Consider the following 25,514-nt stretch of genomic DNA (forward strand, 5'->3'; position numbering starts at 1 on the left):
ATATGTTAAAACGAATTTAAGCTATCACTCTGTCATTCAGAGGAGCTTGCGACGAAGAATCTCTTCTCTCATATGTAAGGAGAAGAGATTCTTCACTTCGTTCTGAATGACAGGGTGATAGCTTAAATTCGTAATGACACATCCCCCTTTTCTTAATATATCTATATGCCGGACAGGAATAGAGCCGGTCAAAACTTGCCGTATTCCCTATACTCAAGTGTGGCAGGCAAGGTGAAATAGAAAGTGGAACCTTCGCCTTTCTTGGACTCCACGCCGATGCCGCCCCCATAATGTTCCACTATGGACTTGCTGATGGAGAGTCCCAACCCCGTTCCGCGAATATTGTAGTTCATCTTTACAAAACGCTCAAAGATGGCACGACGGCCTTCCTCGTCAATGCCGCATCCCGTATCGGCCACATAGAAGTAGAAGTTCCGGTTGCTCAGTCTTCTGCAACCTACTTTTACACTACCTTGCTCGGTAAACTTCAGTGCATTCCGTATCAAGTTACCGATTACCTGCCTGAAGCGTACCCGGTCAATCATCAAACGGCATTGGGGTAGCTTTTCCACAAACTCCGCCTGAATACAGGAAGAACGGGTATGCGTATTTTCCACAATACAAGTCTCCTGAATCAATGCGTTCACATCCACCTCACCATCATTATATTCCATTGTGTTGGCTTCAATCTTAGAATAGTCCAGCAAATCATTCACCAGTTGCAGCAAGACGTCTTTGTTCTCATTAATCTCTTTCAGAAACTCCATACGCTCTTCTTTGCCCAAATTATCGGTTTCGGCAAGAACAGTGGTAAAACCGACAATCGCATTCAGAGGAGTACGTATCTCATGGGTCATATTGGCTATAAACGCATTTTGCAACTGACGGCTCTCTTCCGCAACTTCATTCATGCGCCTTAAAGTCTTCACACTTTTTGATTTACTGATAGAGACAATAATCATGATAAGCAAGAGTAAAAGAACTATCACTGCAAGGCAGATTACCAATATTTCATTTTTCTGATAGAAGTCACTCCCTAAATCTGCAAGAATTGCAGCAAATATCGGTTTCATAGCAAATTCGTTTGTATATTTTGTTTGTATATAAGAATGCAAATGTATGCGCATACAAATATAGAAAAGAAAATACAATTATCAGACCGCACAACGCATATTTTTGCAAACGAAAGAGGTCGTAATCCCATAAAAATGAGACTACGACCCCTAACTATCTTATTCAGTCCGCCTTACGGCGTCTGCTTCATTGCTTAGTCTTCTATTGCCGCCTGTGCCGCCGCAAGCCTTGCTATGGGCACGCGGAATGGAGAACAACTGACGTAATTCAAACCTACCTTGTGGCAGAATTTGACAGATGAAGGCTCACCGCCATGTTCACCGCAAATACCGCACTTCAAGTCCGGACGGATAGCTCGGCCCTTTTCGGTAGCCATACGTACCAACTGTCCTACTCCATTCTGGTCGAGCACTTGGAACGGGTCTACTTTCAGAATCTTCTTTTCCAGATAAATCGGCAGGAAAGAAGCAATATCGTCGCGTGAGTAACCGAAAGTCATCTGCGTCAAGTCATTCGTACCGAATGAGAAGAACTCTGCAGAAGAGGCGATGCGGTCGGCTGTAAGAGCTGCACGCGGAATTTCAATCATTGTACCTACTTTGAACTCGATGCTGTCACCTACTTCGGCAAACAGTTTGGCTGCTTCGGCACGGATAACTTCTTCTTGCTGCTTGAACTCGTACAGGATACCCGTCAGCGGAACCATGATTTCAGGATGTGTCTCAACGCCTTCTTTCTTCAGTTCCAAAGCCGCACCGAGGATGGCACGGGTCTGCATCTGAGTGATTTCCGGATAAGTATTACCCAAACGGCAACCACGGTGGCCCAACATCGGATTATGTTCGCAAAGAGCTTCTACACGCTGCTGGATGTACTGCAAGCTTACGCCCATAGTATCTGCCATTTCCTGTTGTCCCTTCAAATCGTGGGGAACGAATTCGTGCAAAGGCGGATCGAGCAAACGAACAGTCACCGGACAACCTGCCATAGCTTTGAAGATACCCTTGAAGTCTGCCTGCTGGTACGACAAAATCTTAGCCAATGCCTTGCGGCGTCCTTCTGCATTTTCTGCCAGAATCATCTCGCGCATGGCTTTGATTTTTTCACCCTCGAAGAACATATGTTCCGTACGGCAAAGACCGATACCAACCGCTCCGAAATTACGTGCCACCTGCGCGTCGTGCGGAGTATCCGCATTGGTACGTACCTGAAGCTTCGTATATTTGTCAGCCAACTGCATCAATTCGGCAAAATCACCGGAAAGCTCGGCTGCCTTCGTTTCTACTTTTCCTTTGTAAACCTCACCTGTACTGCCGTTCAAGGAAATGAAGTCGCCTTCTTTCAAAGTAATGCCGTCCACTTCTATTGTACGGGTTTTATAATCGATGTTCAACGCTCCGGCTCCGGATACGCAACACTTACCCATGCCGCGTGCCACAACAGCCGCGTGCGAAGTCATACCGCCACGCGCAGTCAGAATACCTTCGGCAACGGCCATACCCGCCAAGTCTTCCGGAGAAGTTTCGATACGTACCATTACCACACGTTTACCCGCAGCATGCCATTCGGCAGCATCGTCCGCAAAGAATACAATCTGACCGCAAGCCGCACCCGGAGAAGCCGGAAGACCGCGAGTGAGAACTTTAGCCTGCTTCAAAGCGGCTTTATCGAATACGGGATGGAGCAATTCGTCCAGTTTGTTAGGTTCGCAACGCAACAAAGCTGTCTTTTCATCAATCATGCCTTGATGCAACAGATCTGTGGCAATCTTCACCATAGCCGCGCCGGTACGTTTACCGTTACGTGTCTGGAGGAACCAGAGTTTACCTTCTTGCACGGTAAACTCCATATCCTGCATATCTTTATAGTGGTTTTCCAGTTTAGTCTGCAAAGCATCCAGTTCCTTATAAATTTCGGGCATGGCTTCTTCCATGGAAGGATATTTGGCTGCACGCTCTTCTTCGCTTACGCCGGCAAGTTCAGCCCAACGTTTGGAACCGATAATGGTAATCTGCTGCGGAGTGCGGATACCAGCTACAACATCTTCACCTTGTGCATTAATCAAGTATTCTCCGTTGAAAAGGTCTTCGCCCGTAGCGGCGTCACGGCTGAAGCAAACTCCCGTAGCCGAAGTGTCACCCATATTACCGAACACCATTGCCTGAACACTAACGGCTGTACCCCACTCATCAGGAATTCCTTCCATCTTACGATAAAGAATGGCACGTTCGTTCATCCATGAATTGAATACGGCGCAGATAGCTCCCCACAGCTGTTCGTATGCACAAGTCGGGAAGTCTTTTCCTGTCTGTTCCTTAACGGCAGCCTTGAATCTCTTGACAAGTTCCTTGAGGTCTTCCACTTCCAGTTCGTTATCCAGTTTCACGCCTTTCGCATGTTTCACATCTTCTATAATGGCTTCGAAGGGGTCAACATCTTCTTTGTTCACCGGTTTCATGCCCAGCACCACATCACCGTACATCTGTACAAAACGACGGTATGAGTCCCATGCAAAGCGGGCATTGCCTGTCTTGCGAATCAGACCTTCTACCACTTCGTCGTTCAAACCGAGGTTAAGAATAGTATCCATCATACCCGGCATGGAAGCACGCGCACCCGAACGTACGGAAACCAACAACGGGTTTTCCACGTCACCAAATTTGGAACGCATCAGCGTTTCTACGTGTGCAATGGCATTTTCCACTTCCTGCTTCAACAAGGCAACGACCTTGTCCTGCCCCATTTCATAATATTCTGTACAAACTTCAGTCGTAATTGTAAAGCCCGGAGGAACCGGAACTCCGATAAGGTTCATCTCTGCCAAGTTAGCGCCCTTACCCCCCAAAAGGTTTCTCATGCCGGCTTTTCCTTCTGCCCGGCCGTTACCAAAGGTATAAACTCTTTTTTTGTCCATAATATAAATTTAAAGTTTTTGATTGTGATTTTTCATTTTTCTGTTCGCAAATCTAAGTATATTTCACAGACTAGAAAACTTTTTGAGAAAAAACTTTAATGCAAAATGCAATTTCGACATTGCAATATTTAATATTTCAATTCATAGAGAGAAATCCCGAAAAAATACCTATTTTTGCCACAGAATTTATTATACTGGTGTAAAAGTGGCAAGAAAGAGAAAAGAACTCCCCCTCTTAGAGAAGGTGGAAATTACGGATGTGGCTGCCGAAGGAAAAGCCATCGCAAAAGTCAATGATTTGGTAATTTTCGTACCATATGTCGTTCCGGGTGACATAGTAGACCTGCAAATTAAGAGAAAAAAGCATCATTATGCTGAAGCGGAAGCGGTGAAGTTCCACCAATACTCGCCGGTAAGAGCTGTCCCATTTTGCCAACATTACGGTGTATGCGGCGGTTGCAAGTGGCAAGTGCTCCCCTATTCAGAACAAATAAAATACAAGCAAAAACAAGTAACGGACAACCTTACCCGTATCGGGAAAATAGAACTTCCGGAAATATCACCGATACTCGGATCCGAGAAAACCGAGTTCTATCGGAATAAACTTGAATTCACTTTTTCCAACAAACGCTGGCTGACAACAGAAGAAGTACGGCAAAATGTGGTGTACGAACAAATGAATGCAGTGGGTTTCCATATTCCCAATGCGTTCGATAAGGTTTTGGCCATAGAGAAATGCTGGTTGCAGGATGATATATCCAACCGCATCCGCAATGCGGTACGCGACTATGCCTACGAACACAACTATTCGTTCATCAACCTGCGCACACAGGAAGGAATGCTGCGCAATATGATTGTGCGTACTTCCAGCACCGGCGAACTAATGGTTATTCTCATCTGCAAGATTGAGAAAGACGAGGAAATGGCGTTGTTCAAACAGTTGTTGCAGTACGTAGCGGATACTTTCCCCGAAATTACGTCTTTACTATATATTATTAATAATAAATGCAACGACACCATTACCGACCTTGACGTACATACGTTCAAAGGCAAAGACCACATTTTTGAGGAAATGGAAGGTCTGCGTTTCAAAGTAGGTCCGAAGTCTTTCTATCAGACCAATTCCGAACAGGCATACAATCTGTACAAAGTAGCCCGCAATTTTGCAGGGCTCACCGGCAACGAACTGGTATACGACCTTTATACCGGTACGGGAACCATCGCCAATTTCGTATCCAAACAGGCGCGTCAGGTTATCGGAATTGAATACGTGCCCGAAGCCATTGAAGATGCCAAGGTCAATGCGGAAATCAACGGCATCAAGAACACATTATTCTTTGCCGGTGATATGAAGGATATGCTAACGCAGGATTTCATTAACGAATACGGGCGTCCGGATGTAATCATCACCGACCCTCCCCGTGCAGGTATGCATCAGGATGTGGTGGATGTTATCTTGTTTGCAGAGCCGAAACGCATTGTGTACGTCAGCTGCAACCCGGCCACTCAGGCAAGGGACTTGCAGTTGCTTGATGTGAAATACAAAGTAAAAGCCGTACAGCCGGTAGATATGTTCCCGCATACCCATCATGTGGAGAACGTGGTACTGCTTGAACTCAGAAATGAAACCAATCATTAATTACAAATAATTATCCTCGTGGCAAAAGAAAGAAATATGGCAAAAGCCCGCACACAATATACGGACTATATGGTAAATGCGCCAATGGAACTAATGGAATTTCTGGCCGCCAAAATGCCGGATGCCAGCCGTACCAAGTTAAAATCATTATTGAGCAAGCGCATCGTGTATGTGGACAGTGTCATCACCACACAGTACAACTTCCCTCTGAAGCCGGGCATGAAGGTACAAATCAGCCGCGAAAAGGGGCGTAAAGAATTTAGCAACAAACTGCTGAAAATTGTGTATGAAGATGCCTATATCATTGTTGTCGAAAAGATGCAAGGTCTGCTGTCTGTCAATACGGAAAGGCAGAAAGAGCGTACAGCTTATACTATATTGAACGAATATGTTCAGCGGTCGGGCAGACAACACCGTGTGTACATAGTTCATCGTCTGGACCGTGATACTTCGGGACTGATGATGTTTGCCAAAGACGAAAAGACGCAAAATACCTTGCGCGACAACTGGCATAACATTGTGACTGACAGACGCTATGTAGCTGTTGTTGCAGGGGAAATGGAAAACAATGCCGGCATGGTAAGGTCTTGGCTTACCGACCGCAAACTTTATGTATATTCCAATCCTACGGACGATGGCGGCAAGGAAGCTATCACCCACTACCGCACCATTAAACGCGCCAACGGGTTCTCACTCGTAGAGCTGAACTTGGAAACAGGACGCAAGAACCAGATTCGTGTGCATATGCAGGATTTGGGACACCCCATTATCGGTGACGGACGGTATGGGCTGGAAGAAATCAATCCTATCGGGCGGTTGGCATTACATGCCTTCAAGCTTTGCTTCTATCACCCTGTAACCGGAGAGTTGATGCAGTTTGAAACACCGTATCCGGGGGAGTTCAAGAAGTTGTTTCTAAAGAAATAGAAAAGGTATAAGCTAAAAGTTATCTCAAGATAAAGCTTATAACATATATAATACTGTCATTCAGAGCGAAGCGAAGAATCCATTCTCTAATTTATGTGAGAATAGATTCTTCGCTTCGCTCTGAATGACAGTATTATATTAATAATCAGAATATTAAAATCCCACTCTGCGCAAGACTAAAGTTCTACCTTCAAAGCCATCCAAGTAATCTTCATAATACTCATAATACCAACCTGATAAAGATGCTCTATCAGCCCAAGACCCTGCTATGCAAGCTTTATCATTGGCTCCAAAGTCTAAAATAATGGTACCGGAAGGCGCATCCCAATATTCCTCATCTTCAAAATACCAACGAAAATCTCCATAATCTCCGCCTTCTATACGGAAACTGCCACTTCGATTCTCATTAAATATAAAGGAAGCATCTCTACTCCCTACTGTACCATTCCAAGTACCAGACAACCAATATTCGATATCATCATCCGTATCACAGGAACTTAATCCCACGACTAGCATACAGAGAAAGAAAACCTTTATATATTTCATCATAACTTTTTATTTAAGCAATGTCAAATCCGTCAGCGTAACTACTTCACCATCCAGTTTTCCTGAAAGATAATGATCACGTACCCATACATTCTCAAAATATTTCACTTCATTGGCAGGGAAAATCAAGATTAAAGTTTCCTTTGAGTTATCGGCCCATTTCCAAGTAAACATTCTTTCCGTAGTCTTTGTTTCCGAACCGTTGACAACTTTAATCACTTCTTTTGAAGTCAGATTATTTTTATTCTCAAATTGTAGCTGATAAGTACAAGTTCCGTCTTCGGTTTCATATTTCTCAGTCCAAGTTTTCCCGCAGAGTTTCTCATCGCTGTTCTCTATTGTAGTATAATAATTGTCATCCCCGCACGAAGCCAGTCCCATAGTCATTACACACAACAGCATTATTTTCGCAAAATTTAAAATCTTCATGATTATCAAGTTTAGTTAATATTTATAGGCAAACATACATAAAAATATTGAAACGCTTAATACTTCGCCTGAAATTTCTTGTAGAAGATTAAGAATAAGATAAAACCAGTCAATGCAAAAGGTACGCCTGCCAATGCCGGATAGCGATATCCGCCACTAAGAGCCAAGCCACCCACATACGCTCCGATGGCATTGCCCAAGTTGAAAGCCATTTGCACACAAGCACCGCCCAGCATTTCTCCACCGGGAGCCACACGAATAATCAAAACCTGTTCGGGGCTTGAAACAGCAAACAATCCCGCCGTACAAAGCGCCATCAATATAGCTGAACACCATGGATTGGGAGACAGAAAGAATATCATCAACAGTACAATGCAAATCATACCCTGTACTATCGTCCCCACCTTGCCCGGAGTATATTTATCCGAAAGCCGGCCACTCACCAGATTGCCGACCACCATGCCAAAGCCTGCCAAAACCATTAACGCCGTCACGCTTTCCGCACTAAAGCCCGAGACATTGGTCAGCAATGGCGTAATGTAACTATACCAACAAAAAACACCACCGTTACCCAAAGCCGTCGCTCCCAATATCAGCCAGGGAGCCGGTGTCTTCAAGAAGCGGAATTGTCCTTTGAAGCCGGTATCTTTCAATCCCTCCACCGCCGGGACCCACCGCCATATATAATAAAGAACTATCAACCCCCAACAACCTACCAGCAAGAATGTAACCCGCCAAGAGAGCATATGGCTCAAAGAAGTGCCCAACGGTACACCGAACAGGTTGGCAACTGTCATGCCCGCTATCATAATGGATACGGCTTCAGAACTTTTCCCCTCGTCCGCCAACTTGCCAGCCACAATGGAAGCAACTCCGAAATATGCCCCATGCGGCAATCCCGAAATGAAACGTGCAGCCAGTAGCAACCAGTAATCGGGAGCCATTGCAGCACCCAGGTTTCCTACCAGCATCAAAGCCATCAATACCAACAAGATATGTTTCAACGGACGTTTACGTGCCAAAATCAGCATAGGAGCGCCGGCACAAACACCCAGCGCGTAGGCAGAAATAAAATGTCCCGCAACCGGGATACTGATATTCAAATCTTGGGCAACATAGGGCAAAATCCCCATCATTGTAAATTCGGCAATCCCCAATCCCAACGTACCGAATGCTAACGCAATAAGACTCTTCTTCATCTGAAAAAATACAACCTATAAAACAAACTTTTTACCGCTGCAAAAGTAATACATTGTATGTCTCAAAAGTACTTATTTTATAAAAAAGTAACTAAAAATTTGTACAATATGAATATAACCTATATTTTTGCGTACCGAAAAAGAACGCGTCAATAAGAGCTTAACTATCCTGTCATTCAGAGTTCGGACACGTTCTTATTATAATTCGATAACAATTTGTATAACTAAAAGGTAAAAGGAAAATGAAAAAATTTGTAATCTTATTATTTGTAGCAATGACTGCTTTATCAGTAAAAGCACAAGTGTATGTTGGCGGAAGTGTAACTTGGTGGCACAGTGAAGATATCGATGCAACGATTTTTGCACTGAACCCGGAAGTTGGTTACAACCTGAACGAGAAATGGGCAGTTGGAGGTGTGTTGACATTTGCACACAGCAAATTGGACGAAGGTAAATACAATGCTTTCGGCCTCGCCCCATATGCACGTTACTCATATTATGAAAACAAGGTTGTCCGTCTGTTCGTTGACGGCGGTTTCGGCTTCTCTACTCAAAAGATAAAAGGAAGTGATTCTGTAAACGGCTTTGAACTCGGTTTCAAACCGGGTATCGCCGTTAAGCTGAATAACAAGTTCAGTTTAGTTGCCAAATGCGGCTTTTTGGGCTACAGAGACGATTATATGGCTACAGACAGCGGCTATGGTTTCAACTTTACAAGCGAAGACCTTTCATTCGGTTTCCACTACGAATTCTAATTCGCGCAAGACATTTATATACCCAAGGGGTGTCAAAATGTAAAAGCCCTATCATTCTGTCATTCTGAACGCAGTGAAGAATCTCTTCTCTGCATACATAAGAGAGGAGATTCTTCGTCGCAAGCTCCTCTGAATGACTGAATGATAGGGCTTTTACATTTTGGCACATCCCCATTTTATTGTCCGCATATCATTAAAGTACAGATTGGTTTCTAATTATTCAAACATTATAAATACTCGCACCCAAATTATTCGTATTTTTGCACATCGTTTATAAAATATGCAATAATGAAGAAGTTCGTGAAAGGAGTCCGGTTTGCTCCTAAAAACTATTCCGACGAAGTAGAAGCTAAGATTCAATATTATAAGAGAGAGGGATACAAATTACCGTCACGTCATTTGCTGCGTACGGAAGAACAACTGGCAGGCATACGCGAAAGTGCAAAAATAAATACTGCATTGCTCAATTATATTTCAGAAAATATCCGCGAAGGGATGTCCACCGCAGAGATAGACCACATGGTATATTGTTTCACGACAGACCACGATGCCATCCCCGCTCCTTTTCAATATGAGGGATTTCCGAAGAGCGTATGTGTCAGCATCAATGATGTAGTGTGTCATGGCATCCCCAGTACGAAAGAGTTTCTGCGCAGCGGAGATATTGTAAATGTGGATGTATCTACCATATATAAAGGATATTTCTCCGACGCATCCCGTATGTATATGATTGGAGATGTCCGTCCCGAAATGCAACGTTTGGTGCAGGTTACCAAAGAGTGCCGTGACATCGGCATACAAACCGCGCAGCCTTGGGCACGATTGGGCGATGTGGGCGCTGCCATTCAGGAGCATGCCGAAAAGAACGGTTACAGTGTAGTACGCGACCTCTGTGGGCATGGCGTGGGCATCAAGTTCCACGAAGAACCGGATGTAGAACACTTCGGCAAACGCGGTACAGGTATGCTGATAGTACCGGGCATGACGTTCACTATCGAACCGATGATTAATATGGGCACATACGAGGTTTTTATTGACGAAGCCGACGGTTGGACTGTATGCACGGACGATGGTCTGCCTTCCGCCCAATGGGAAAGCATGATTCTTATTACCGAAGACGGGAACGAGATACTGACACAATAAACACAATTATGAATATCACACTATTACTCGTTGGGATTATCGCAGGAGCCATCATCGGCTATCTGATAGCCGGCAGAAAAGCCGCTGCCCTAAAAACACAAGTAGAAGCCGCCGGAGAACGTGAAGCTTTACTGAACCGTACTGCCGAAGAGCGCATCATCCGCGAACGTTCCATTGCAGAGGAACGCTTGCAGGAAGCCGGCCGCCAAGCTGCGGAACGCCTTAGCGCACAAGAGCGGCTGTTTGCCGAGCGTATTTCCGAACAGGCACACAGCTTCAACGAACGCCTTGCCGAACAGGAACGTTCTTTCGGAGAACGCATCACCGAACAACAACGGCAATGGGAACAACGTCTCGCACAACAAAAAGAAGAAGCCGAAGCCCTGCATAAGCGTATGAATACCGAGTTTGAAAACCTTTCAAACCGCATTTTTCAAAGCAAGACAGAAGATTTCACCAAGCTGAATGCCGAGCATTTAGGCAATCTTCTGCGACCGCTGGACGAAAAAATAAAAGACTTCAAGGAAAAGGTAGAGCAAGTATACAGCACCGAAGCCAAAGAGCGCTTTTCACTGGGAGAGCGCATCAAGGAACTGGTGGAGTTAAATAACCGCCTCAGTGAAGACGCCAACAACCTGACACGCGCCTTGAAAGGTGACTCCAAGATGCAAGGCAACTGGGGCGAAATGATTTTGGAACGTCTGTTGCAAGCATCCGGTCTGATTGAGGGCGAACACTATTTCCGTCAGGAGTTTCTCAAAGACGAACGCGGTGAAGTGATTGTCAGCGAAGAAAGCGGCCAGAAGATGCAACCGGACATCCTCATCAAGTATCCCGACGAACGAGAGATGATAATAGACTCCAAAGTTTCCCTCACCGCCTACGCCGCCTATACATCCGCCGAAGACCGCGAAGAACAGATGCGCTGGCTCAAAGCGCATTTGCAATCTGTACGCAACCACATTGACGAACTCAGCCTGAAAGACTATTCGCACTACGACATCAAGTCGCCGGACTTCGTTATGATGTTCATCCCCACAGAAGGCGCTTACCTGCTTGCCATACAAAGCGACGCCAATCTTTGGGAGTATGCCTACAACAAGAAAGTCGTACTTATGAGCCCCACTAACCTCATCAGCGCCCTGCGTCTTTCACTCGACCTGTGGAAACGGGAAAACCAAGTGAAAAACGTACAGGCCATCATCAAGCGCGGTACGGCCCTGTACGAAAAGATTGTGGGTTTCACCGACACCTTCCTCACCCTCGGCGACCGCATGGCAGCCTTGCAAAAAGACTACGACAAGGCGCTTAACCAACTGTCCGAAGGCAATGGAAGCGTAGTCCGCCAAGCAGAAATGCTGAAAGACATGAGCCTCACTCCGAAGAAACGCATCTCGGCAAGACTGCTCCCCAAAGAAGAAGCACAAGAAGATACAGAACAAGAAGACGAAAAATAAAGGCCTGATAATAACCTTAAAAAGACCTATGTTCTGAAAGATGAAGAACGCTGTCCGAAAGGGAAGATATTCTTACTTTTCCCTCGGCAGCACCTTATTCAATACCACATAGCCCGATATTCCGGCAAGTATCGTTCCCAGAAGTACACCGAACTTCGCCTGATTCAGTAATTCCGGATACTCGCCCGCAAACGAAAGATTGGCAATGAACAAAGATACGGTAAAGCCGATACCGCCCAGCAAGGAAACACCGGCTATATTCCTCCAGTTCATCCCCGCAGGCATCAAGGCCAAACCGCTTTTTATCGCCAGCCACGTAAACAGATATATGCCCAGGAATTTACCTAAAAGCAAACCGGCAGCCACAGCCACACTTACATCTCCCACAATATTTCCGCTACCGCTGAACACCACACCGGCATTGGCAAAAGCAAACAGCGGCAAAATTACAAAGTTCACAGTTCCATGCAGATTGTCTTCCAATGACTGCAACGGACTAATAACATAATCGGATGCCTGTTCCACTTGTTTCAACGTAGCAATCTGTGCATTAGTCAGCACGATATTATCTGATTTGGAAACCGGAAACTCTCCTATAATATCACGAATGCGCTTGATATATTTACCTGCATCCAGACGGGGACGCGCCGGTATCACAAATGCCAGTATCACACCTGAGATTGTGCTATGTATGCCCGATTGCAAAAACAAATACCAGATAATTATACCGAAGAACAAAAAGAATATCTTCTGCGTCACTCCTAACTTACCCATATAGTAAAGAAATACATATAAAACAGCCGCTACTATCAAATATCCGTATGCCACGTCAGCACTATAAAACAGCGCGATAACCAATATTCCGCCAATATCATCCACCACAGCGAATGCCGTTAGAAATATCTTCAGACTCAACGGAACACGCTTGCCCAGCAAGCTGAGTACTCCCAAAGAAAAAGCAATATCCGTAGCCATGGGAATAGCCATACCACGCGTTTCGGGAGTACCGGAAATTACAAGAAGCGAATAGATGATAACCGGAACCAGCATACCGCCGCATGCTGCAATGAAAGGCAAAGCCGCCTTTCGGACAGAGGACAATTCACCGACCAACAACTCACGCTTTATCTCCAATCCCACTGCCAAAAAGAAAACAGTCATCAGGCAGTCGTTTATGAACTCTATCATCTTCAACGGATGCCCGCCATGAGAAAGCAGATTGAAGTTCCCGATACGCAAATGAAGCTCTTGAAGCAAAAAATCCTGATATATCGGCGATAAAGACGAGTTGGCTACAACAGCAGCCAAGATAGCAGTCAGAAATAAAAGAATGCTCGCCACTATATTCAGCGATGAAATGTTTTTCACAGTACGTAGAATTATCATAAATATTTGATTTAAGGTTTCATCATTCTCCGGGAAAGAGGTTGTGTCAAAACGTAAAAGCCCTATCACTCTGTCATTCTGAACGTAGTGAAGAATCTCTTCTCTTGATAATTAAAAGAGGAGATTTTAGCAACTAATCCAATTTCAGCACAGCCAAGAACGCTTTCTGTGGCACTTCTACATTACCAATCTGTTTCATTCTTTTCTTACCCCGCTTCTGTTTCTCAAGCAATTTTCGTTTACGGCTCACGTCACCGCCATAACATTTAGCCGTAACGTCCTTGCGAACAGCCTTTATTGTCTCGCGGGAAATAATCTTGGCACCGATAGCCGCCTGAATGGCGATATCAAACTGTTGTCTCGGAATCAGATCTTTCAGCTTCTCACACATACGGCGTCCCAGTTCGTATGCATTGTCAAAGTGCGTCAAGGTAGAAAGGGCATCCACCGGTTCGCCATTCAAGAGGATATCCAGCTTCACCAGTTTGGAGGGACGAAAACCGTTTGCATGATAATCGAAAGAAGCATATCCTTTGGAAATACTTTTCAGCTTATCGTAAAAGTCTATAACGATTTCACCCAGCGGCATATCATAATATATCTCCACACGATTACCGGAAATATACTCCTGTTTCACCAGCTCGCCGCGCTTGCCCAGACAAAGTGTCATAATCGGACCGATATAATCCGTGGTGGTAATCACGGACGCACGGATATAAGGTTCTTCAATGCGGTCTATCAGAGTAGGATCGGGCATACTGCCGGGGTTGTGCACCTCGGTCATGTGTCCTTGCTTGTCGTAGATATTGTATGATACGTTCGGCACAGTGGTAATCACATTCATATCAAATTCACGATCCAAACGTTCCTGTACAATCTCCATGTGGAGCAATCCCAGAAATCCGCAACGGAAGCCAAAGCCTAAAGCTAATGAAGATTCAGGCTGGAAAGTCAGTGAAGCATCATTCAGTTGCAGTTTTTCCAAAGAAGAGCGCAAGTCCTCAAAGTCTTCCGCCTCAATGGGATATACACCGGCAAAAACCATTGGTTTCACTTCTTCAAAACCGGCAATCGCTTCCTTACACGGACGGGCTATATGTGTAATCGTATCGCCCACTTTTACTTCTTTGGAAGTCTTAATGCCCGAAATAATATAGCCTACATCGCCCGTACGCAGTTCCTGACGGGCAACCATATCCATCTTCAGCACACCTATCTCATCCGCATCGTATTCCTTGCCCGTATTGAAGAACTTCACTTTATCTCCTTTACGTATCACACCGTTCACAATCTTGAAATAGGCTATAATACCGCGGAAAGAATTGAATACGGAGTCGAATATCAAAGCCTGCAAGGGTGCCTCTTCATCACCTTCGGGATGAGGAATACGCTCGACAACTGCCGCAAGAATTTCCTCAACACCCATTCCCGTCTTACCGGAAGCACGGATTATCTCTTCACGCTTGCAGCCGAGCAATTCCACGATTTCATCCTCTACCTCTTCGGGCATGGCACTTGCCATATCACATTTATTGATTACCGGAATAATCTCCAAATCGTGCTCAATGGCCATATAAAGATTAGAGATGGTCTGTGCCTGCACGCCCTGTGAAGCGTCTACAATAAGCAACGCGCCTTCACAGGCAGCAATGGAACGGGACACCTCGTAGGAAAAGTCCACGTGTCCCGGAGTATCAATCAAGTTCAGAATATACTTCTCGCCCTTGTACATATACTCCATCTGGATAGCATGGCTCTTAATGGTGATACCTCTCTCCTTTTCCAAATCCATATCATCCAGCATCTGTCCTTCAGTTACTTGGATAGTATTGGTGAACTCCAACAGACGGTCGGCCAAAGTTGACTTACCATGATCGATATGGGCTATGATGCAAAAGTTACGTATATTCTTTTTCATTCGTTTCTAAAATTTTGGTGTGCAAAGATACAAAAAGGAGAAGACAAAAAAAAATGCGTTGATAACATATCAAATGTATCAACGCATTTTTTATAACATTCCAATCTCTTTCTTAGTTCAGCTTTACAAACAGTTCGCCTTCAACTTCTTGAGTAGAAATCTTGTCTTCCCTCAATAACCAGCCAAGACCCAAGAACAAATCTTTATCTACCAATTTTGTGGCTTTCTTGATTTGTTTAGCAGTTAAACCTTCAGTTTCATTCAGTGCATTCCAAATTTTTCCTGCAGTTTCACCAGCTTTTTCTTTTAACATTTTCTCTTTATTTTTAGTTAGACATGCTTAAAAATCCGTTTCCATCAAGAAGAAATCAGATTTTATTTCAGCGGCAAAGATAGCTATTTTTATGTTATATAACACGTTAACTCTATTTTTTTTCATATTCCTGTTATAAAAACGGCTAAAATCATCTTATTTTTGCTGTTTTTCCAAGTACTCAGCCCATATTGTCGCAGCTCCTTCTACCATTTTAGCACAGGGACGTTTGGCATAATACTGTTCCGTACGGGCTTCGGGAACGGAGGACTCCTCCGGCTTTTTCAGCCCCAGTAATTCGGCGCAAATCATCGAACCGTTACGTTTCTTGAATTCTTCAGCAAGTTCCTGTACCAATGCATAGTTAGCGGCTTTTCCCTCACGGTCTTTACCGTCTACGGCGCCTTTTTCCAATCCCGCCAACAAGAACATACCGCAGGCAGCACCACAAGTCTGACGCATCCGCCCGATACCGCCGCCAAAAGAGGCGGACATACGCAAAGATTGCTCTTCCGTAAAACCGTACATATCAGCAAAGGCAGCTACTACCGATTGCGAACAGTTATAGCCGCTCTTAAACAACTCAACGGCTTTCTCTATCCTGTCTTTCATCATCTTATTATCTTAATCTGTAATCTCCAACATCATAGGGCAATGGTCCGAATGTACCGCATCGTTCAGAATACGCGCTTCTTTCAGCATCGGACGTACCGGCTCATTCACCATGCAATAATCTATACGCCAGCCTTTATTCTTTGCCCGCGAATTAAAACGGTAACTCCACCATGTATATTCCTGTTTGTCAGGGTGCAGCTGGCGGAAAGTATCTATAAATCCTTCATTCAGAAAGCGGGTCATCCACTCTCTTTCTTCAGGCAAGAAACCACTGTTTGTGGCATTACGAACAGGATCGTGAATATCTATTGCTTCATGGCAGATATTATAATCACCGCAGAGAATCAGCTTGGGACGGGTGTGTTGCAACTCTACCACATATTGCCGGAACTTCTCCAGCCACACCATTTTAAAGGCCTGACGCTCGTCACCGCTTGTTCCCGAAGGATGATAAACACTCACAATGGACATATCGCCATAATCGGCACGGATAAACCGCCCTTCATTATCGTACTCTTCAATACCCATACCATATTCCACATGGTCCGGTTCACGTTTAGTCAAGATAGCGACTCCGCTATATCCCTTCTTTTGGGCGGAATACAGATAATGCTTGTAGCCCAATGCATCAAGCGCTTCTGCAGGGTATTGTTCCGGCTGCAGTTTGGTTTCCTGCAAGCACAACACATCCGGCAGCTCACTCGCCAACCATTCGGGAAGCCCCTTGGCCACGGCAGCGCGCAAACCGTTTACATTGTAAGTTATAATCTTCATGTCTGTCTGTTTTGAGTTTATCTATTCAGTTACTTTATGCTGCTTCTCCCACTCCAACAATTGAATTTTACGTTCCAATCCCCAATGATAACCACCAAGAGCACCATCCGTACGTAGCACCCGATGACAGGGAATCAAAACGGAAACAGGATTCCAACCGATAGCCGAACCTACGGCCCGACACGCTTTGGGAGATTGTAGTGCGGCAGCAATCTCACTGTACGTAGCCGTTTCACCGAAAGGTATTTTTAGCAGTTCCTGCCACACACGCAACTGAAAATCAGTCCCTTTCAAGTGCAAAGGCACAACATCCCTATTATCCTTATCCGCAGACAAAGCATTCAAGGCCTTGCGCTGATACTCGTCCGTATGTTCTTCAAAGCAAGTTCCGGGAAACCGGCTTGTCATCTCGGCCAATGCAGCATCTCTGCTTCCGGTTACGAATGCCATATAACACACGCCTTTAGACGTAGAAGCAACCAACATTTCTCCCAGAAATGTATCCGCAAAAGAATAGGCTATAGATTCTATCGTTACGAACCTTTCGTTTAACAGGGAATGTTTCATTATAAGCTTGATATTAATAACATTATATTCAATATTGTCACAATAGCTGCAATCGTATAGAGTACAAATGTGCTCCACTTACTGTTTACGTATGGTCCCATTACTTTACGGGATGAAGTAAGGCTCACTTGCAAGAATACGGTAAACGGTAGCTGTATGCTTAATATCATTTGAGAAATCAGTAATCCTTTAAACGGGTCACCGATAAAGAAAATCAATAATAAGGCAATACCCAAAGAAAGAATTACTCCCACCTGCGAGTGACTGTCCTTAATGTGATATGATTCACCGAATATGCCGGCAAAAATGGAACCTGCCGCCATGCCGCTCGTAATCGTCGAAGATATGCCCGCCATCAGCAAAGCCAACGCAAATACTATCGCAGCGCTACTTCCCAGCAACGGGTCCAACAATGATTTTGCCTGCTGCAATTCTTCTACCTGAATTCCGCTCTTAAAGAAAGTGGCAGCCGCCAGCAATATCATTGCACTGTTAATGGCCCACCCCACAACCATGGAGAACAACGTATCAAATAATTCATACTTCAATACTTTACGGATAGAAGCATCATCCTGCTTATTGTACTCATGGCTCTGTATCACTTCCGAGTGGAGAAACAGATTATGAGGCATCACCACAGCACCAAGTACGCTCATAATGATGAGCATACTCCCTTCCGGAAACGAAGGAGTCACCCAGCCCTGTACAGCCATATGCCAATCAATCTTGACGAGAAAAAGCTCGTAGATGAATGAAAGTCCTATAACGGACACAAATGCAATGATAGCTCTTTCAATCTTCTTGTAGGAGTTAGTGAAAAGCATTACCGAAACGAAAACCGTAGTCAGCACCGAACCCCACACAATCGGGATATCCAGCAACATTTGCAGTGCAATGGCTCCACCTAATATTTCAGCCAGAGAGGTAGATATGGAAGCCAGCACAGCCGTTCCCAGTATAGGGCGCGATACCCATTTGGGAGTGTACTGCGTGGCAGCTTCCGACAAACACAATCCGGTGACGATGCCCAAGTGGGCCACATTATGCTGCAAGATTATCAGCATAATGGTGGAAAGGGTCACTACCCACAACAGTGAATAACCGAATTCCGAACCTGCTGCAAAATTTGACGCCCAGTTTCCCGGATCAATAAAACCTACCGTAACCAACAGTCCCGGACCGATATATCTGAATACGTCCAAACCACCCAGATAACGTTTGTGGTCTTTCCGTTGTAAGTCTTTAAAAATATTCTTCATTGTGTTGTTTTTATTTGGGAGTATAAAAGTACTCAAATAAAAAACAAATACACTATAACTTGGTTCAAAATCAAAAAGGGATGCACTAAAATGAATTCAGGTATCATTCTTTCATTCAGAGGAACTTGTGACAAAGAATCTTCTCTCTTATTATGTAAGGAGAAGAGATTCTTCACTCCGTTCTGAATGACAGAATGATAGCTGAAATTCGTTTTGACACCCCTCTTTTAAAAATTCCCCCTTTTTTAATCAAAGCAGATTTAATATCCCATTTCGTGCAACGCTTTACAAAGCTGGTCGGGACAAGAAGTGGGACGTCCGCCACAGCGGATACCTTCCAAACGGGAAATCACCTCACTTACCGGCATTCCGGTAACCAAGCGGGACAGCCCCTGCAGATTGCCGTTACAGCCACCCCAGAATGCGATATCCTTTACGATTCCGTCTTCCACTTCAAGTTCGATATTACTACTGCACGTGCCTTTAGTCTTGTAAGTATAAGTCATTATTCTTCGCTTTCTTCCGGCTTCATATTGGTATAAACCGTCTGTACATCGTCAAACTCTTCCAGACGTTCCACCATTTTATCGATAGTTTCACGATGTTCCGGCTCAACATCCTTCAAGTCATTTGCGATATAGGTAAATTCACCGCCGACGTCCTCAAATCCACCTTCTTCCAAGTGTTTCTGGATAGCTGCATAGCTTTTCGGGTCGCCATAGATGGTGATTGTGCCTTCTTCTTCATCCTCTTCATAATCTTCGTCAATGTCGAAGTCAATCATATCAAGAATGAACTCTTCCATATCCATTCCGTCTTTCTTCTTGAAAGTAAACACACATTTATGGTCGAACAAGAAAGCCAATGAGCCCATTGTACCCAAGTTTCCGCCAAACTTGTTGAATACGCTGCGTACATCCGCCACTGTACGAGTGGGATTGTCGGTCAAAGTATCAACGAATACAGCTACACCATGAGGTCCGTATCCTTCATAAGTCATGCTCTTGTAGTCACTCTGGTCTTTACCCATTGCGTTTTTGATAGCGCGTTCAATGTTATCCTTCGGCATGTTTTCACGCTTACAAGTAGCGATAACGGAACGCAATGTCGGATTGTTTTCCGGCTCAGGCCCTCCGGCTTTCACTGCAATAGCAATTTGTTTACCCAGTCTTGTAAAGGTCTTAGCCATATGACCCCATCTTTTCAATTTGGCAGCTTTTCTATATTCAAACGCTCTTCCCATTGGAATAAATATTTATGAGTTATAAATTATGAATTATGAGTTATATGAGAATTATAAAACTTTTTTTAACGAAGTTTCGCCCCCAGCTTGTCTTCCAGGTTCTTCACCAGCTTGGACATGATTTTATCAATCATTTTGTCGTTCAACGTCTGATTTTCATCCTGCAGCAAGAAGCTTACGGCATACGATTTCTTTCCGGCTTCCAGATTCTTGCCTTCATAGACATCGAAGAGAGACACTTCCTTCAGTAGCTTCTTCTCCGTTTCATAGGCAATTTTCTCAATTTCTGCAAACTGCACTTTCTTGTCAAGCAGTAAAGCGAGATCGCGTTTCACAGCCGGGAACTTGGAAATCTCGGTATAGTTTACTTTCACGTTCTTAACCGCCTTCATCAACTCTTTCCAGTTCAGGTCGGCATAGTACACTTCATTGTCGATGTCGAACGCTTTCAGTAGTTTTCTTGTCACCACACCGAATGTGGCCAAACGCTTACCGCCTCTTGTCTGTACGGATAAGGCCGCAGCATATATGTCGTCCGTAAGATTACCTACCACCAAATCGTGCATCTGCAATCCGAGACGGGCAAATATATTTTCAACATACGCCTTCAATTCATATACGGAGCTATCCTCGTCTTGGTGTGCCCATGAGTTGGAAACCCTTTTACCGGTAACCCATAAGCCCAGATGATAATCTTCTGAGTAAGGAGCAAGCGCCTTTTCTGGATTACGCTTCTCTTCGTTGAAGTAATAACAGTTGCCGAATTCAAAGAATCTCAAATCGGCATTCTTACGGTTGGCATTATGAGAGATGCTCTCCAGCCCGCCAAACAGCAAAGACTGACGCATGGCATTCAAGTCCGCACTAAGCGGGTTCATCAACATCACGAGATTCTTGGAGGGATAAGACTCCAATCCGTCATAATATGCGGCGCGCGTCAGCGAGTTATTCAAAATCTCATTGAAACCGCAACCCACCAATTGTTCGGCAACCAGATTTTGTAATCTGTTGGACTTGTCCCATTCGCCTTTCGTTGTCAGGCTGGACTTCAAGGCTGTCGGAATCTCTACATTATTATAACCGTAAATACGGAGAATATCTTCTATTACATCGCAGTCGCGCTGTACATCCACACGATAAGGCGGAACATCCAGCATCAAGCCCTCTGCCGTTTCACTGACAATCTTCATTTCCAGACTTGTCACGATACTCTTTATAGTTTCTACCGGAATAATTTTGCCCACCAATGAATGAACCTTCTCATAAGAGAGTTCCACCCTGAAATCTTGGGCAGGAGCGGCGCATACATCCTTTATATCGGAAGAGATAGTTCCGCCGGCAAGTTCCTTCACCATCATCGCAGCCAGTTTCAAGCAGTAAAGGGTGGCGTTCGGATCGATACCTCTTTCAAAGCGGAAAGAAGCATCCGTATTCAAACCATGACGACGGGCTGTCTTACGCACCCAAGTCGGATGGAAATAAGCGCTTTCAAGGAATACATCTTTGGTCGTTTCCGTAGAACCGGAATCCAATCCACCGAATACTCCGGCGATACACATTGCCTCTTCTTTGTTGCAAATCATCAGGTCGCGTTCGCTCAGTTTACGCTCTACACCATCTAAAGTGACAAAGGGAGTACCTTCGGGCATAGTCTTCACAATTACCTCACCGCCTTTAATCTTGTCGGCATCGAAGCAATGAAGCGGCTGACCGAATGCATGGACGATGTAGTTCGTAATATCCACTACATTATTAATAGGACGCAAACCGATGATACGGAGTTTGTTTTGCAACCATTCCGGGCTCTCCTTTACGGTTACACCTTTTACAGTCACCCCGGCATAACGCGGACAGGCCTCACTGTTTTCCACCGTAACCTTAACATCAAGGTCTTGGTTCTCAACGGCGAAACCATCCACAGACGGTTTCTTCAGAGAAGTAGGCATGCCGTTCTGTACCAGATAAGCGTACAAATCGCGAGCCACACCGTAGTGCGAGCAAGCATCGGCGCGGTTGGGAGTAATATCCACTTCCAGCACGTAGTCGCTCTTAATGTTATAATAGTCTTTGGCAGGTGTGCCCGGCACAGCCGTTTCCGGCAGTACAATGATGCCCGCATGGTCTGTACCGATGCCGATTTCATCTTCCGCACAAATCATACCGTTGGACTCTACACCACGAAGTTTTGATTTCTTAATTGTAAAGCATTCATCGCCGTCGTAAAGTTTTGCACCCAAAGTAGCTACTACTACTTTCTGTCCCGCAGCCACGTTAGGCGCACCGCATACAATCTGTACAGGCTCGCCCTGTCCCAGATTTACAGTAGTGATGTGCATGTGGTCTGAATTAGGATGAGCTTCGCATGTCAGCACTTCTCCAATGACCAGACCTTCCAGTCCGCCTTTAATGGTTTGCACCTCTTCTACGCTTCCTGTTTCCAATCCTATGGAAGTCAGTGCAGCGGCGACTTCATCCGGTGTCAAATCGAAATCGACATACTCTTTCAACCAATTATAAGAGATATTCATATCATTATTTTTTTATTGTTTCCAAAAGTGACCCGCAAAGTTAATAAGTTTTTCCTGTAGAAAGGGAAAAAAAGTCAGGAAATCTTCGATAGTATATATTCTTTCACCTGTTCCCATGACTGATTTACAAACATATCAGGCATCGGTTCTACCTCTGCATCATCAAAATAGACCATACTTTTCATTGCCATGAAAACAGAACCGTCATTATATTTGGCAGCATAAAAGTTTAAGATTTCTTCTTATGAATATGAGGAGATTCCTTTAATATGGTCAATGAAGCGATTTCCGCTATTGATTCTCTCAGAAACTAAACCTCACAGTCTATTGTACCAAAAAAATCCAAATCAATAGATTTACGATGTCCTAATTGCAAAGCGAGCGCAGTCCCCCCCTACCAATCTAGTATTATTAAGTACCGGCAATTTTTGCATTTTTTTCAGGAGTTCCAAAGTTGAGGATTCAACTGTTTCCAAGTATAACATCTGAACTTTTTTTAGGAGTTTTCGAAATCGCAGCAATATATGCCAATGCACGGGGTTCCAAGCATCTTAATTCCTTTACGATTTCTACAATTTGAGGTAAACCATAATATGCTTTAATGAGGTTCCAATCGTTCAATAAACCATATTCCAAAACCCTTTTTATCACATATTGTGCATGTACGTCAAAGTCAATATCTTCTTTGCGTACATCCCAAAACAGATGTGGAGAGAATTGTTGTATATATTCATTTGCAGACATGATACCTATTTCTTTTGTTTACAAAGGTAATATTCTTTTTCCTAAAATCAATATATTAGCCATATAAAAACAGCCGGAATCACTAAACTAAGCGATTCCGGCTGCGCCTAAAACAAGATAACCGCTGTTACCTGTCATCTAATCCTTCCGTCTGCGAACGACAGAGGGTGCACCAAGCTCTTCCCGCTCCGTCACTTCGATGTACCCTTCCTGTTCCAATTCAAACAGTGCAGGATACACCCGTAACTTGTCGGCATTGGCATTCCGAATAATATCGTCCACCGTCACCACTGCATCCACAGCGTCTATATAATTTCTGATTTTCTGCGTATCAATCGCTTTATAATCCATCATACTCATAAAAGTTCCTTCCAATTATAAATACTACATTAAGTGCATTTTGTATGTTTTCGCCGTATTGCACTCCTTTTGACAACCTGCCACCTTAGTTGCATAACTTTTCTTTCACGTATGCGTGTAGGAATATACACGTATGACGTTTACTTTTTTTTGATAGTTTTCTCTTCCTGCGCGCGTGGGCGTAAAAGAAAAGTTATGCAACTAAGGTGGCAGGTTGTCAAGCAAAAGTTCTACTCTACGTTGCTAAAGCTCTATATTAGCATCCTAAAGTGCCACTTTACATACAGTAAACATTCACTGAATTTATTATACACTTTAGTCCTGTTTTTGACTATGGTAATTAAGAAGCAGAAAAATTTAAGAAAGGGTATATTTTAGATAAATTACTTCCATCCTGACCGTTCAATCTTAACATATTCCCTAAAATCAATATCCATTTTACACCTTAATATTTATATTCAGCCAGTACACAAAAAATTATTTATACAATCTAATAAAGCATTACCTCTATTCTGCTCTATCAAAAAGTTCATTTTTATTCCAGCACTTTCTCCCGCCATTATATCATTTGTACTATCTCCTATCATATAAGACTGCGATAAATCAAGATTCCATTCCCTTGCAGCTTGTAATATCATTCCAGGTTTAGGTTTCCGACAACCACAAACAATTTTATATTCTTTACGTTCTTCAGGATAACCACTGTCCGGATGATGAGGACAATAATAAATAGCATCCAGATAAGCATGTTCTTTGCCCAACAGGGTCTCCAATGTAGCATGTATAGTCTCCAATTCTTCGAGTGTACACATATTACGGGCTATCACCGGTTGATTGGTTACAACAATGGCAAGATATCCTTTCTGATTTATTAAACGAATTGCCTCTGCCACACCCGGTATCAGTTCCAATTGTTCCACTCTGTGCAGGAACTTTACTTCTTTGTTTATCACTCCATCTCTATCCAAAAAGACTGCCGCACGAGGATATTTTTTATTCAAACGAGTTACCTTACCATTAATTACATCCCGACAAACTTTTTCATAGCGGTCTGGAGTGCCCATATCTTTTATATATTCAGCAGAAACATAACCATACATAGGCATACCTTCAGCCAAACATTTAGGAAATACATGTTTCTCAAAATTTGCTTTCTGACCCTTAGGAACATAATCAATTATACGAGGAGAAAGTATGAACAAAGAAGCATTTACCAAATTACGACTGATAAATCCTTCAGGATGAGGTTTAATATGTAACTGAACCAATCTATTATCTTTGTTTATTTCTACAATATCTGAATCATAAGGGTGATCGTTAGGATGTACAAACAATGTCGCTTCAGAATGATGTTCTTGATGAAATCTCAACATTTCATCTAAAGCAACATCCATTATTGTATCTCCATAAAACATAAAAAAATCCTCTTTTAATAAATGAGCAATTTCAGGCATAGCACCAGCTGTCCCTAAAGGGTATTGCTCAATATAATATGTAATAGTAACTCCCCATTTAGCGCCATTACCAAAATAGTCCTTGATAACCTCACCTAAATATCCTATTACAAATATAAAATCTGTAAAACCATATCTTTTGGCAAGTTCAACTTGGTATTCCAACACAGGTTTACCATTAACAGGTATCATAGCCTTAGGAATCTCACTATTAACAGATGCTATACGGGTTCCCTGTCCGCCAGCTATTATTACGACTTTCATTATTAT

22 protein-coding genes and 2 pseudogenes are annotated in these 25,514 nt (G+C 43.8%); 5 read left to right on the plus strand and 19 right to left on the minus strand.

Annotated features, from left to right (window positions below; genetic code table 11):
- Window positions 1-188 precede the first annotated feature (188 nt).
- Together KG118_RS07360 and ppdK are read right to left on the minus strand one after the other, a co-directional pair.
- Window positions 189-1,073: a sensor histidine kinase gene (locus KG118_RS07360; RefSeq protein ID WP_117712012.1), complete on the minus strand. Its 885-nt coding sequence runs from the start codon at window positions 1,071-1,073 to the stop codon at window positions 189-191.
- Window positions 1,074-1,267: 194 nt separating this feature from the next.
- The gene (gene ppdK / locus KG118_RS07365) at window positions 1,268-3,988 is read right to left on the minus strand and encodes a pyruvate, phosphate dikinase (protein WP_213388394.1); all 2,721 of its coding nucleotides are present in this window, start codon (window positions 3,986-3,988) and stop codon (window positions 1,268-1,270) included.
- A 205-nt stretch (window positions 3,989-4,193) separates the two neighbouring features.
- On the opposite strand from ppdK, the gene rlmD reads away from it, so the two are divergent.
- On the plus strand, window positions 4,194-5,627 hold the full coding sequence (rlmD, locus tag KG118_RS07370) for a 23S rRNA (uracil(1939)-C(5))-methyltransferase RlmD (protein WP_117711850.1): 1,434 nt from the start codon (window positions 4,194-4,196) through the stop codon (window positions 5,625-5,627).
- A gap of 18 nt (window positions 5,628-5,645) precedes the next feature.
- Window positions 5,646-6,554 carry an RluA family pseudouridine synthase gene (locus KG118_RS07375; RefSeq protein WP_117711852.1) on the plus strand — a complete coding sequence of 303 codons (909 nt, stop codon included), beginning with the start codon at window positions 5,646-5,648 and terminating at the stop codon, window positions 6,552-6,554.
- 153 nt (window positions 6,555-6,707) lie between these two features.
- On the opposite strand, the gene KG118_RS07380 is transcribed toward KG118_RS07375, so the two are convergent.
- From KG118_RS07380 to araJ, 3 genes are read right to left on the minus strand one after another with little or no spacing between them, the layout of a single operon-like run.
- The gene (locus KG118_RS07380) at window positions 6,708-7,103 is read right to left on the minus strand and encodes a hypothetical protein (RefSeq protein ID WP_117711854.1); all 396 of its coding nucleotides are present in this window, start codon (window positions 7,101-7,103) and stop codon (window positions 6,708-6,710) included.
- A 6-nt stretch (window positions 7,104-7,109) separates the two neighbouring features.
- Window positions 7,110-7,529: a hypothetical protein gene (locus KG118_RS07385; protein WP_117711856.1), complete on the minus strand. Its 420-nt coding sequence runs from the start codon at window positions 7,527-7,529 to the stop codon at window positions 7,110-7,112.
- Window positions 7,530-7,585: 56 nt separating this feature from the next.
- Entirely contained in the window at window positions 7,586-8,728 is a 1,143-nt protein-coding gene (gene araJ / locus KG118_RS07390) for an MFS transporter AraJ (protein WP_117711857.1), read from the minus strand.
- A 242-nt stretch (window positions 8,729-8,970) separates the two neighbouring features.
- Between araJ and KG118_RS07395 the strand changes: the two genes are divergently transcribed.
- The 3 genes from KG118_RS07395 (at window position 8,971) to rmuC (ending at window position 12,083) form a co-directional block, all read left to right on the plus strand.
- Window positions 8,971-9,483, plus strand: coding sequence for an outer membrane beta-barrel protein (locus KG118_RS07395; RefSeq protein ID WP_117711858.1), 513 nt, complete (start codon window positions 8,971-8,973; stop codon window positions 9,481-9,483).
- A 288-nt stretch (window positions 9,484-9,771) separates the two neighbouring features.
- Window positions 9,772-10,626 (plus strand): type I methionyl aminopeptidase, encoded by an 855-nt coding sequence (gene map, locus KG118_RS07400; protein ID WP_117711860.1) that lies wholly within the window; start codon window positions 9,772-9,774, stop codon window positions 10,624-10,626.
- 8 nt (window positions 10,627-10,634) lie between these two features.
- Window positions 10,635-12,083, plus strand: coding sequence for a DNA recombination protein RmuC (gene rmuC, locus KG118_RS07405; protein WP_117711863.1), 1,449 nt, complete (start codon window positions 10,635-10,637; stop codon window positions 12,081-12,083).
- Between the two features lie 72 nt (window positions 12,084-12,155).
- On the opposite strand, the gene nhaA is transcribed toward rmuC, so the two are convergent.
- From nhaA to gmhB, 14 genes and pseudogenes are all read right to left on the minus strand, one after another.
- Window positions 12,156-13,469, minus strand: coding sequence for a Na+/H+ antiporter NhaA (gene nhaA, locus KG118_RS07410; protein ID WP_117711864.1), 1,314 nt, complete (start codon window positions 13,467-13,469; stop codon window positions 12,156-12,158).
- Between the two features lie 133 nt (window positions 13,470-13,602).
- Window positions 13,603-15,387 carry a translation elongation factor 4 gene (lepA, locus tag KG118_RS07415; RefSeq protein WP_117711866.1) on the minus strand — a complete coding sequence of 595 codons (1,785 nt, stop codon included), beginning with the start codon at window positions 15,385-15,387 and terminating at the stop codon, window positions 13,603-13,605.
- A gap of 112 nt (window positions 15,388-15,499) precedes the next feature.
- Window positions 15,500-15,700 (minus strand): winged helix-turn-helix domain-containing protein, encoded by a 201-nt coding sequence (locus tag KG118_RS07420; protein WP_018667975.1) that lies wholly within the window; start codon window positions 15,698-15,700, stop codon window positions 15,500-15,502.
- 156 nt (window positions 15,701-15,856) lie between these two features.
- On the minus strand, window positions 15,857-16,315 hold the full coding sequence (locus KG118_RS07425; protein WP_117711867.1) for a C-GCAxxG-C-C family protein: 459 nt from the start codon (window positions 16,313-16,315) through the stop codon (window positions 15,857-15,859).
- Between the two features lie 9 nt (window positions 16,316-16,324).
- Entirely contained in the window at window positions 16,325-17,089 is a 765-nt protein-coding gene (locus tag KG118_RS07430; RefSeq protein ID WP_117711869.1) for an exodeoxyribonuclease III, read from the minus strand.
- 21 nt (window positions 17,090-17,110) lie between these two features.
- Window positions 17,111-17,656 carry a methylated-DNA--[protein]-cysteine S-methyltransferase gene (locus tag KG118_RS07435; protein ID WP_117711871.1) on the minus strand — a complete coding sequence of 182 codons (546 nt, stop codon included), beginning with the start codon at window positions 17,654-17,656 and terminating at the stop codon, window positions 17,111-17,113.
- Entirely contained in the window at window positions 17,656-18,915 is a 1,260-nt protein-coding gene (locus KG118_RS07440; protein WP_117711872.1) for an Nramp family divalent metal transporter, read from the minus strand. The genes KG118_RS07435 and KG118_RS07440 overlap by 1 nt, the downstream gene beginning before the upstream one ends.
- 260 nt (window positions 18,916-19,175) lie before the next feature.
- A complete protein-coding gene (locus KG118_RS07445) occupies window positions 19,176-19,421 on the minus strand; it encodes a TIGR03905 family TSCPD domain-containing protein (protein ID WP_117711874.1) in 246 nt (81 codons plus the stop codon).
- Window positions 19,421-20,158, minus strand: coding sequence for a YebC/PmpR family DNA-binding transcriptional regulator (locus KG118_RS07450; protein ID WP_009121148.1), 738 nt, complete (start codon window positions 20,156-20,158; stop codon window positions 19,421-19,423). Before KG118_RS07450 ends, KG118_RS07445 begins: the two co-directional genes overlap by 1 nt.
- A 65-nt stretch (window positions 20,159-20,223) precedes the next feature.
- Window positions 20,224-22,686: a phenylalanine--tRNA ligase subunit beta gene (gene pheT / locus KG118_RS07455; protein WP_117711875.1), complete on the minus strand. Its 2,463-nt coding sequence runs from the start codon at window positions 22,684-22,686 to the stop codon at window positions 20,224-20,226.
- A gap of 74 nt (window positions 22,687-22,760) precedes the next feature.
- Window positions 22,761-23,171: pseudogene (locus KG118_RS07460) on the minus strand (nucleotidyl transferase AbiEii/AbiGii toxin family protein).
- Window positions 23,126-23,430, minus strand: a pseudogene (locus tag KG118_RS07465) (DUF6922 domain-containing protein). Before KG118_RS07465 ends, KG118_RS07460 begins: the two co-directional pseudogenes overlap by 46 nt.
- Before the next feature lie 138 nt (window positions 23,431-23,568).
- Window positions 23,569-23,781 carry a hypothetical protein gene (locus tag KG118_RS07470; protein WP_117712014.1) on the minus strand — a complete coding sequence of 71 codons (213 nt, stop codon included), beginning with the start codon at window positions 23,779-23,781 and terminating at the stop codon, window positions 23,569-23,571.
- A 467-nt stretch (window positions 23,782-24,248) separates the two neighbouring features.
- On the minus strand, window positions 24,249-25,508 hold the full coding sequence (gene gmhB, locus KG118_RS07475; protein ID WP_117711877.1) for a D-glycero-beta-D-manno-heptose 1,7-bisphosphate 7-phosphatase: 1,260 nt from the start codon (window positions 25,506-25,508) through the stop codon (window positions 24,249-24,251).
- Between the last annotated feature and the right edge of the window lie 6 nt (window positions 25,509-25,514).

The sequence above is a fragment of the Bacteroides propionicigenes genome (assembly GCF_018390535.1).
Taxonomy (GTDB): Bacteria; Bacteroidota; Bacteroidia; order Bacteroidales; family Bacteroidaceae; genus Bacteroides; species Bacteroides propionicigenes.

Excerpts from the sequence above, each read along its gene's own strand:
- KG118_RS07360 (WP_117712012.1), bottom strand. The coding sequence starts at position 1,073 with ATGAAACCGATATTTGCTGCAATTCTTGCAGATTTAGGGAGTGACTTC.
- ppdK (WP_213388394.1), bottom strand. The coding sequence starts at position 3,988 with ATGGACAAAAAAAGAGTTTATACCTTTGGTAACGGCCGGGCAGAAGGA.
- KG118_RS07380 (WP_117711854.1), bottom strand. The coding sequence starts at position 7,103 with ATGATGAAATATATAAAGGTTTTCTTTCTCTGTATGCTAGTCGTGGGA.
- KG118_RS07385 (WP_117711856.1), bottom strand. The coding sequence starts at position 7,529 with ATGAAGATTTTAAATTTTGCGAAAATAATGCTGTTGTGTGTAATGACT.
- araJ (WP_117711857.1), bottom strand. The coding sequence starts at position 8,728 with ATGAAGAAGAGTCTTATTGCGTTAGCATTCGGTACGTTGGGATTGGGG.
- KG118_RS07395 (WP_117711858.1), top strand. The coding sequence starts at position 8,971 with ATGAAAAAATTTGTAATCTTATTATTTGTAGCAATGACTGCTTTATCA.
- map (WP_117711860.1), top strand. The coding sequence starts at position 9,772 with ATGAAGAAGTTCGTGAAAGGAGTCCGGTTTGCTCCTAAAAACTATTCC.
- rmuC (WP_117711863.1), top strand. The coding sequence starts at position 10,635 with ATGAATATCACACTATTACTCGTTGGGATTATCGCAGGAGCCATCATC.
- nhaA (WP_117711864.1), bottom strand. The coding sequence starts at position 13,469 with ATGATAATTCTACGTACTGTGAAAAACATTTCATCGCTGAATATAGTG.
- lepA (WP_117711866.1), bottom strand. The coding sequence starts at position 15,387 with ATGAAAAAGAATATACGTAACTTTTGCATCATAGCCCATATCGATCAT.
- KG118_RS07420 (WP_018667975.1), bottom strand. The coding sequence starts at position 15,700 with ATGTTAAAAGAAAAAGCTGGTGAAACTGCAGGAAAAATTTGGAATGCA.
- KG118_RS07425 (WP_117711867.1), bottom strand. The coding sequence starts at position 16,315 with ATGATGAAAGACAGGATAGAGAAAGCCGTTGAGTTGTTTAAGAGCGGC.
- KG118_RS07430 (WP_117711869.1), bottom strand. The coding sequence starts at position 17,089 with ATGAAGATTATAACTTACAATGTAAACGGTTTGCGCGCTGCCGTGGCC.
- KG118_RS07435 (WP_117711871.1), bottom strand. The coding sequence starts at position 17,656 with ATGAAACATTCCCTGTTAAACGAAAGGTTCGTAACGATAGAATCTATA.
- KG118_RS07440 (WP_117711872.1), bottom strand. The coding sequence starts at position 18,915 with ATGAAGAATATTTTTAAAGACTTACAACGGAAAGACCACAAACGTTAT.
- KG118_RS07445 (WP_117711874.1), bottom strand. The coding sequence starts at position 19,421 with ATGACTTATACTTACAAGACTAAAGGCACGTGCAGTAGTAATATCGAA.
- KG118_RS07450 (WP_009121148.1), bottom strand. The coding sequence starts at position 20,158 with ATGGGAAGAGCGTTTGAATATAGAAAAGCTGCCAAATTGAAAAGATGG.
- pheT (WP_117711875.1), bottom strand. The coding sequence starts at position 22,686 with ATGAATATCTCTTATAATTGGTTGAAAGAGTATGTCGATTTCGATTTG.
- KG118_RS07470 (WP_117712014.1), bottom strand. The coding sequence starts at position 23,781 with ATGGATTATAAAGCGATTGATACGCAGAAAATCAGAAATTATATAGAC.
- gmhB (WP_117711877.1), bottom strand. The coding sequence starts at position 25,508 with ATGAAAGTCGTAATAATAGCTGGCGGACAGGGAACCCGTATAGCATCT.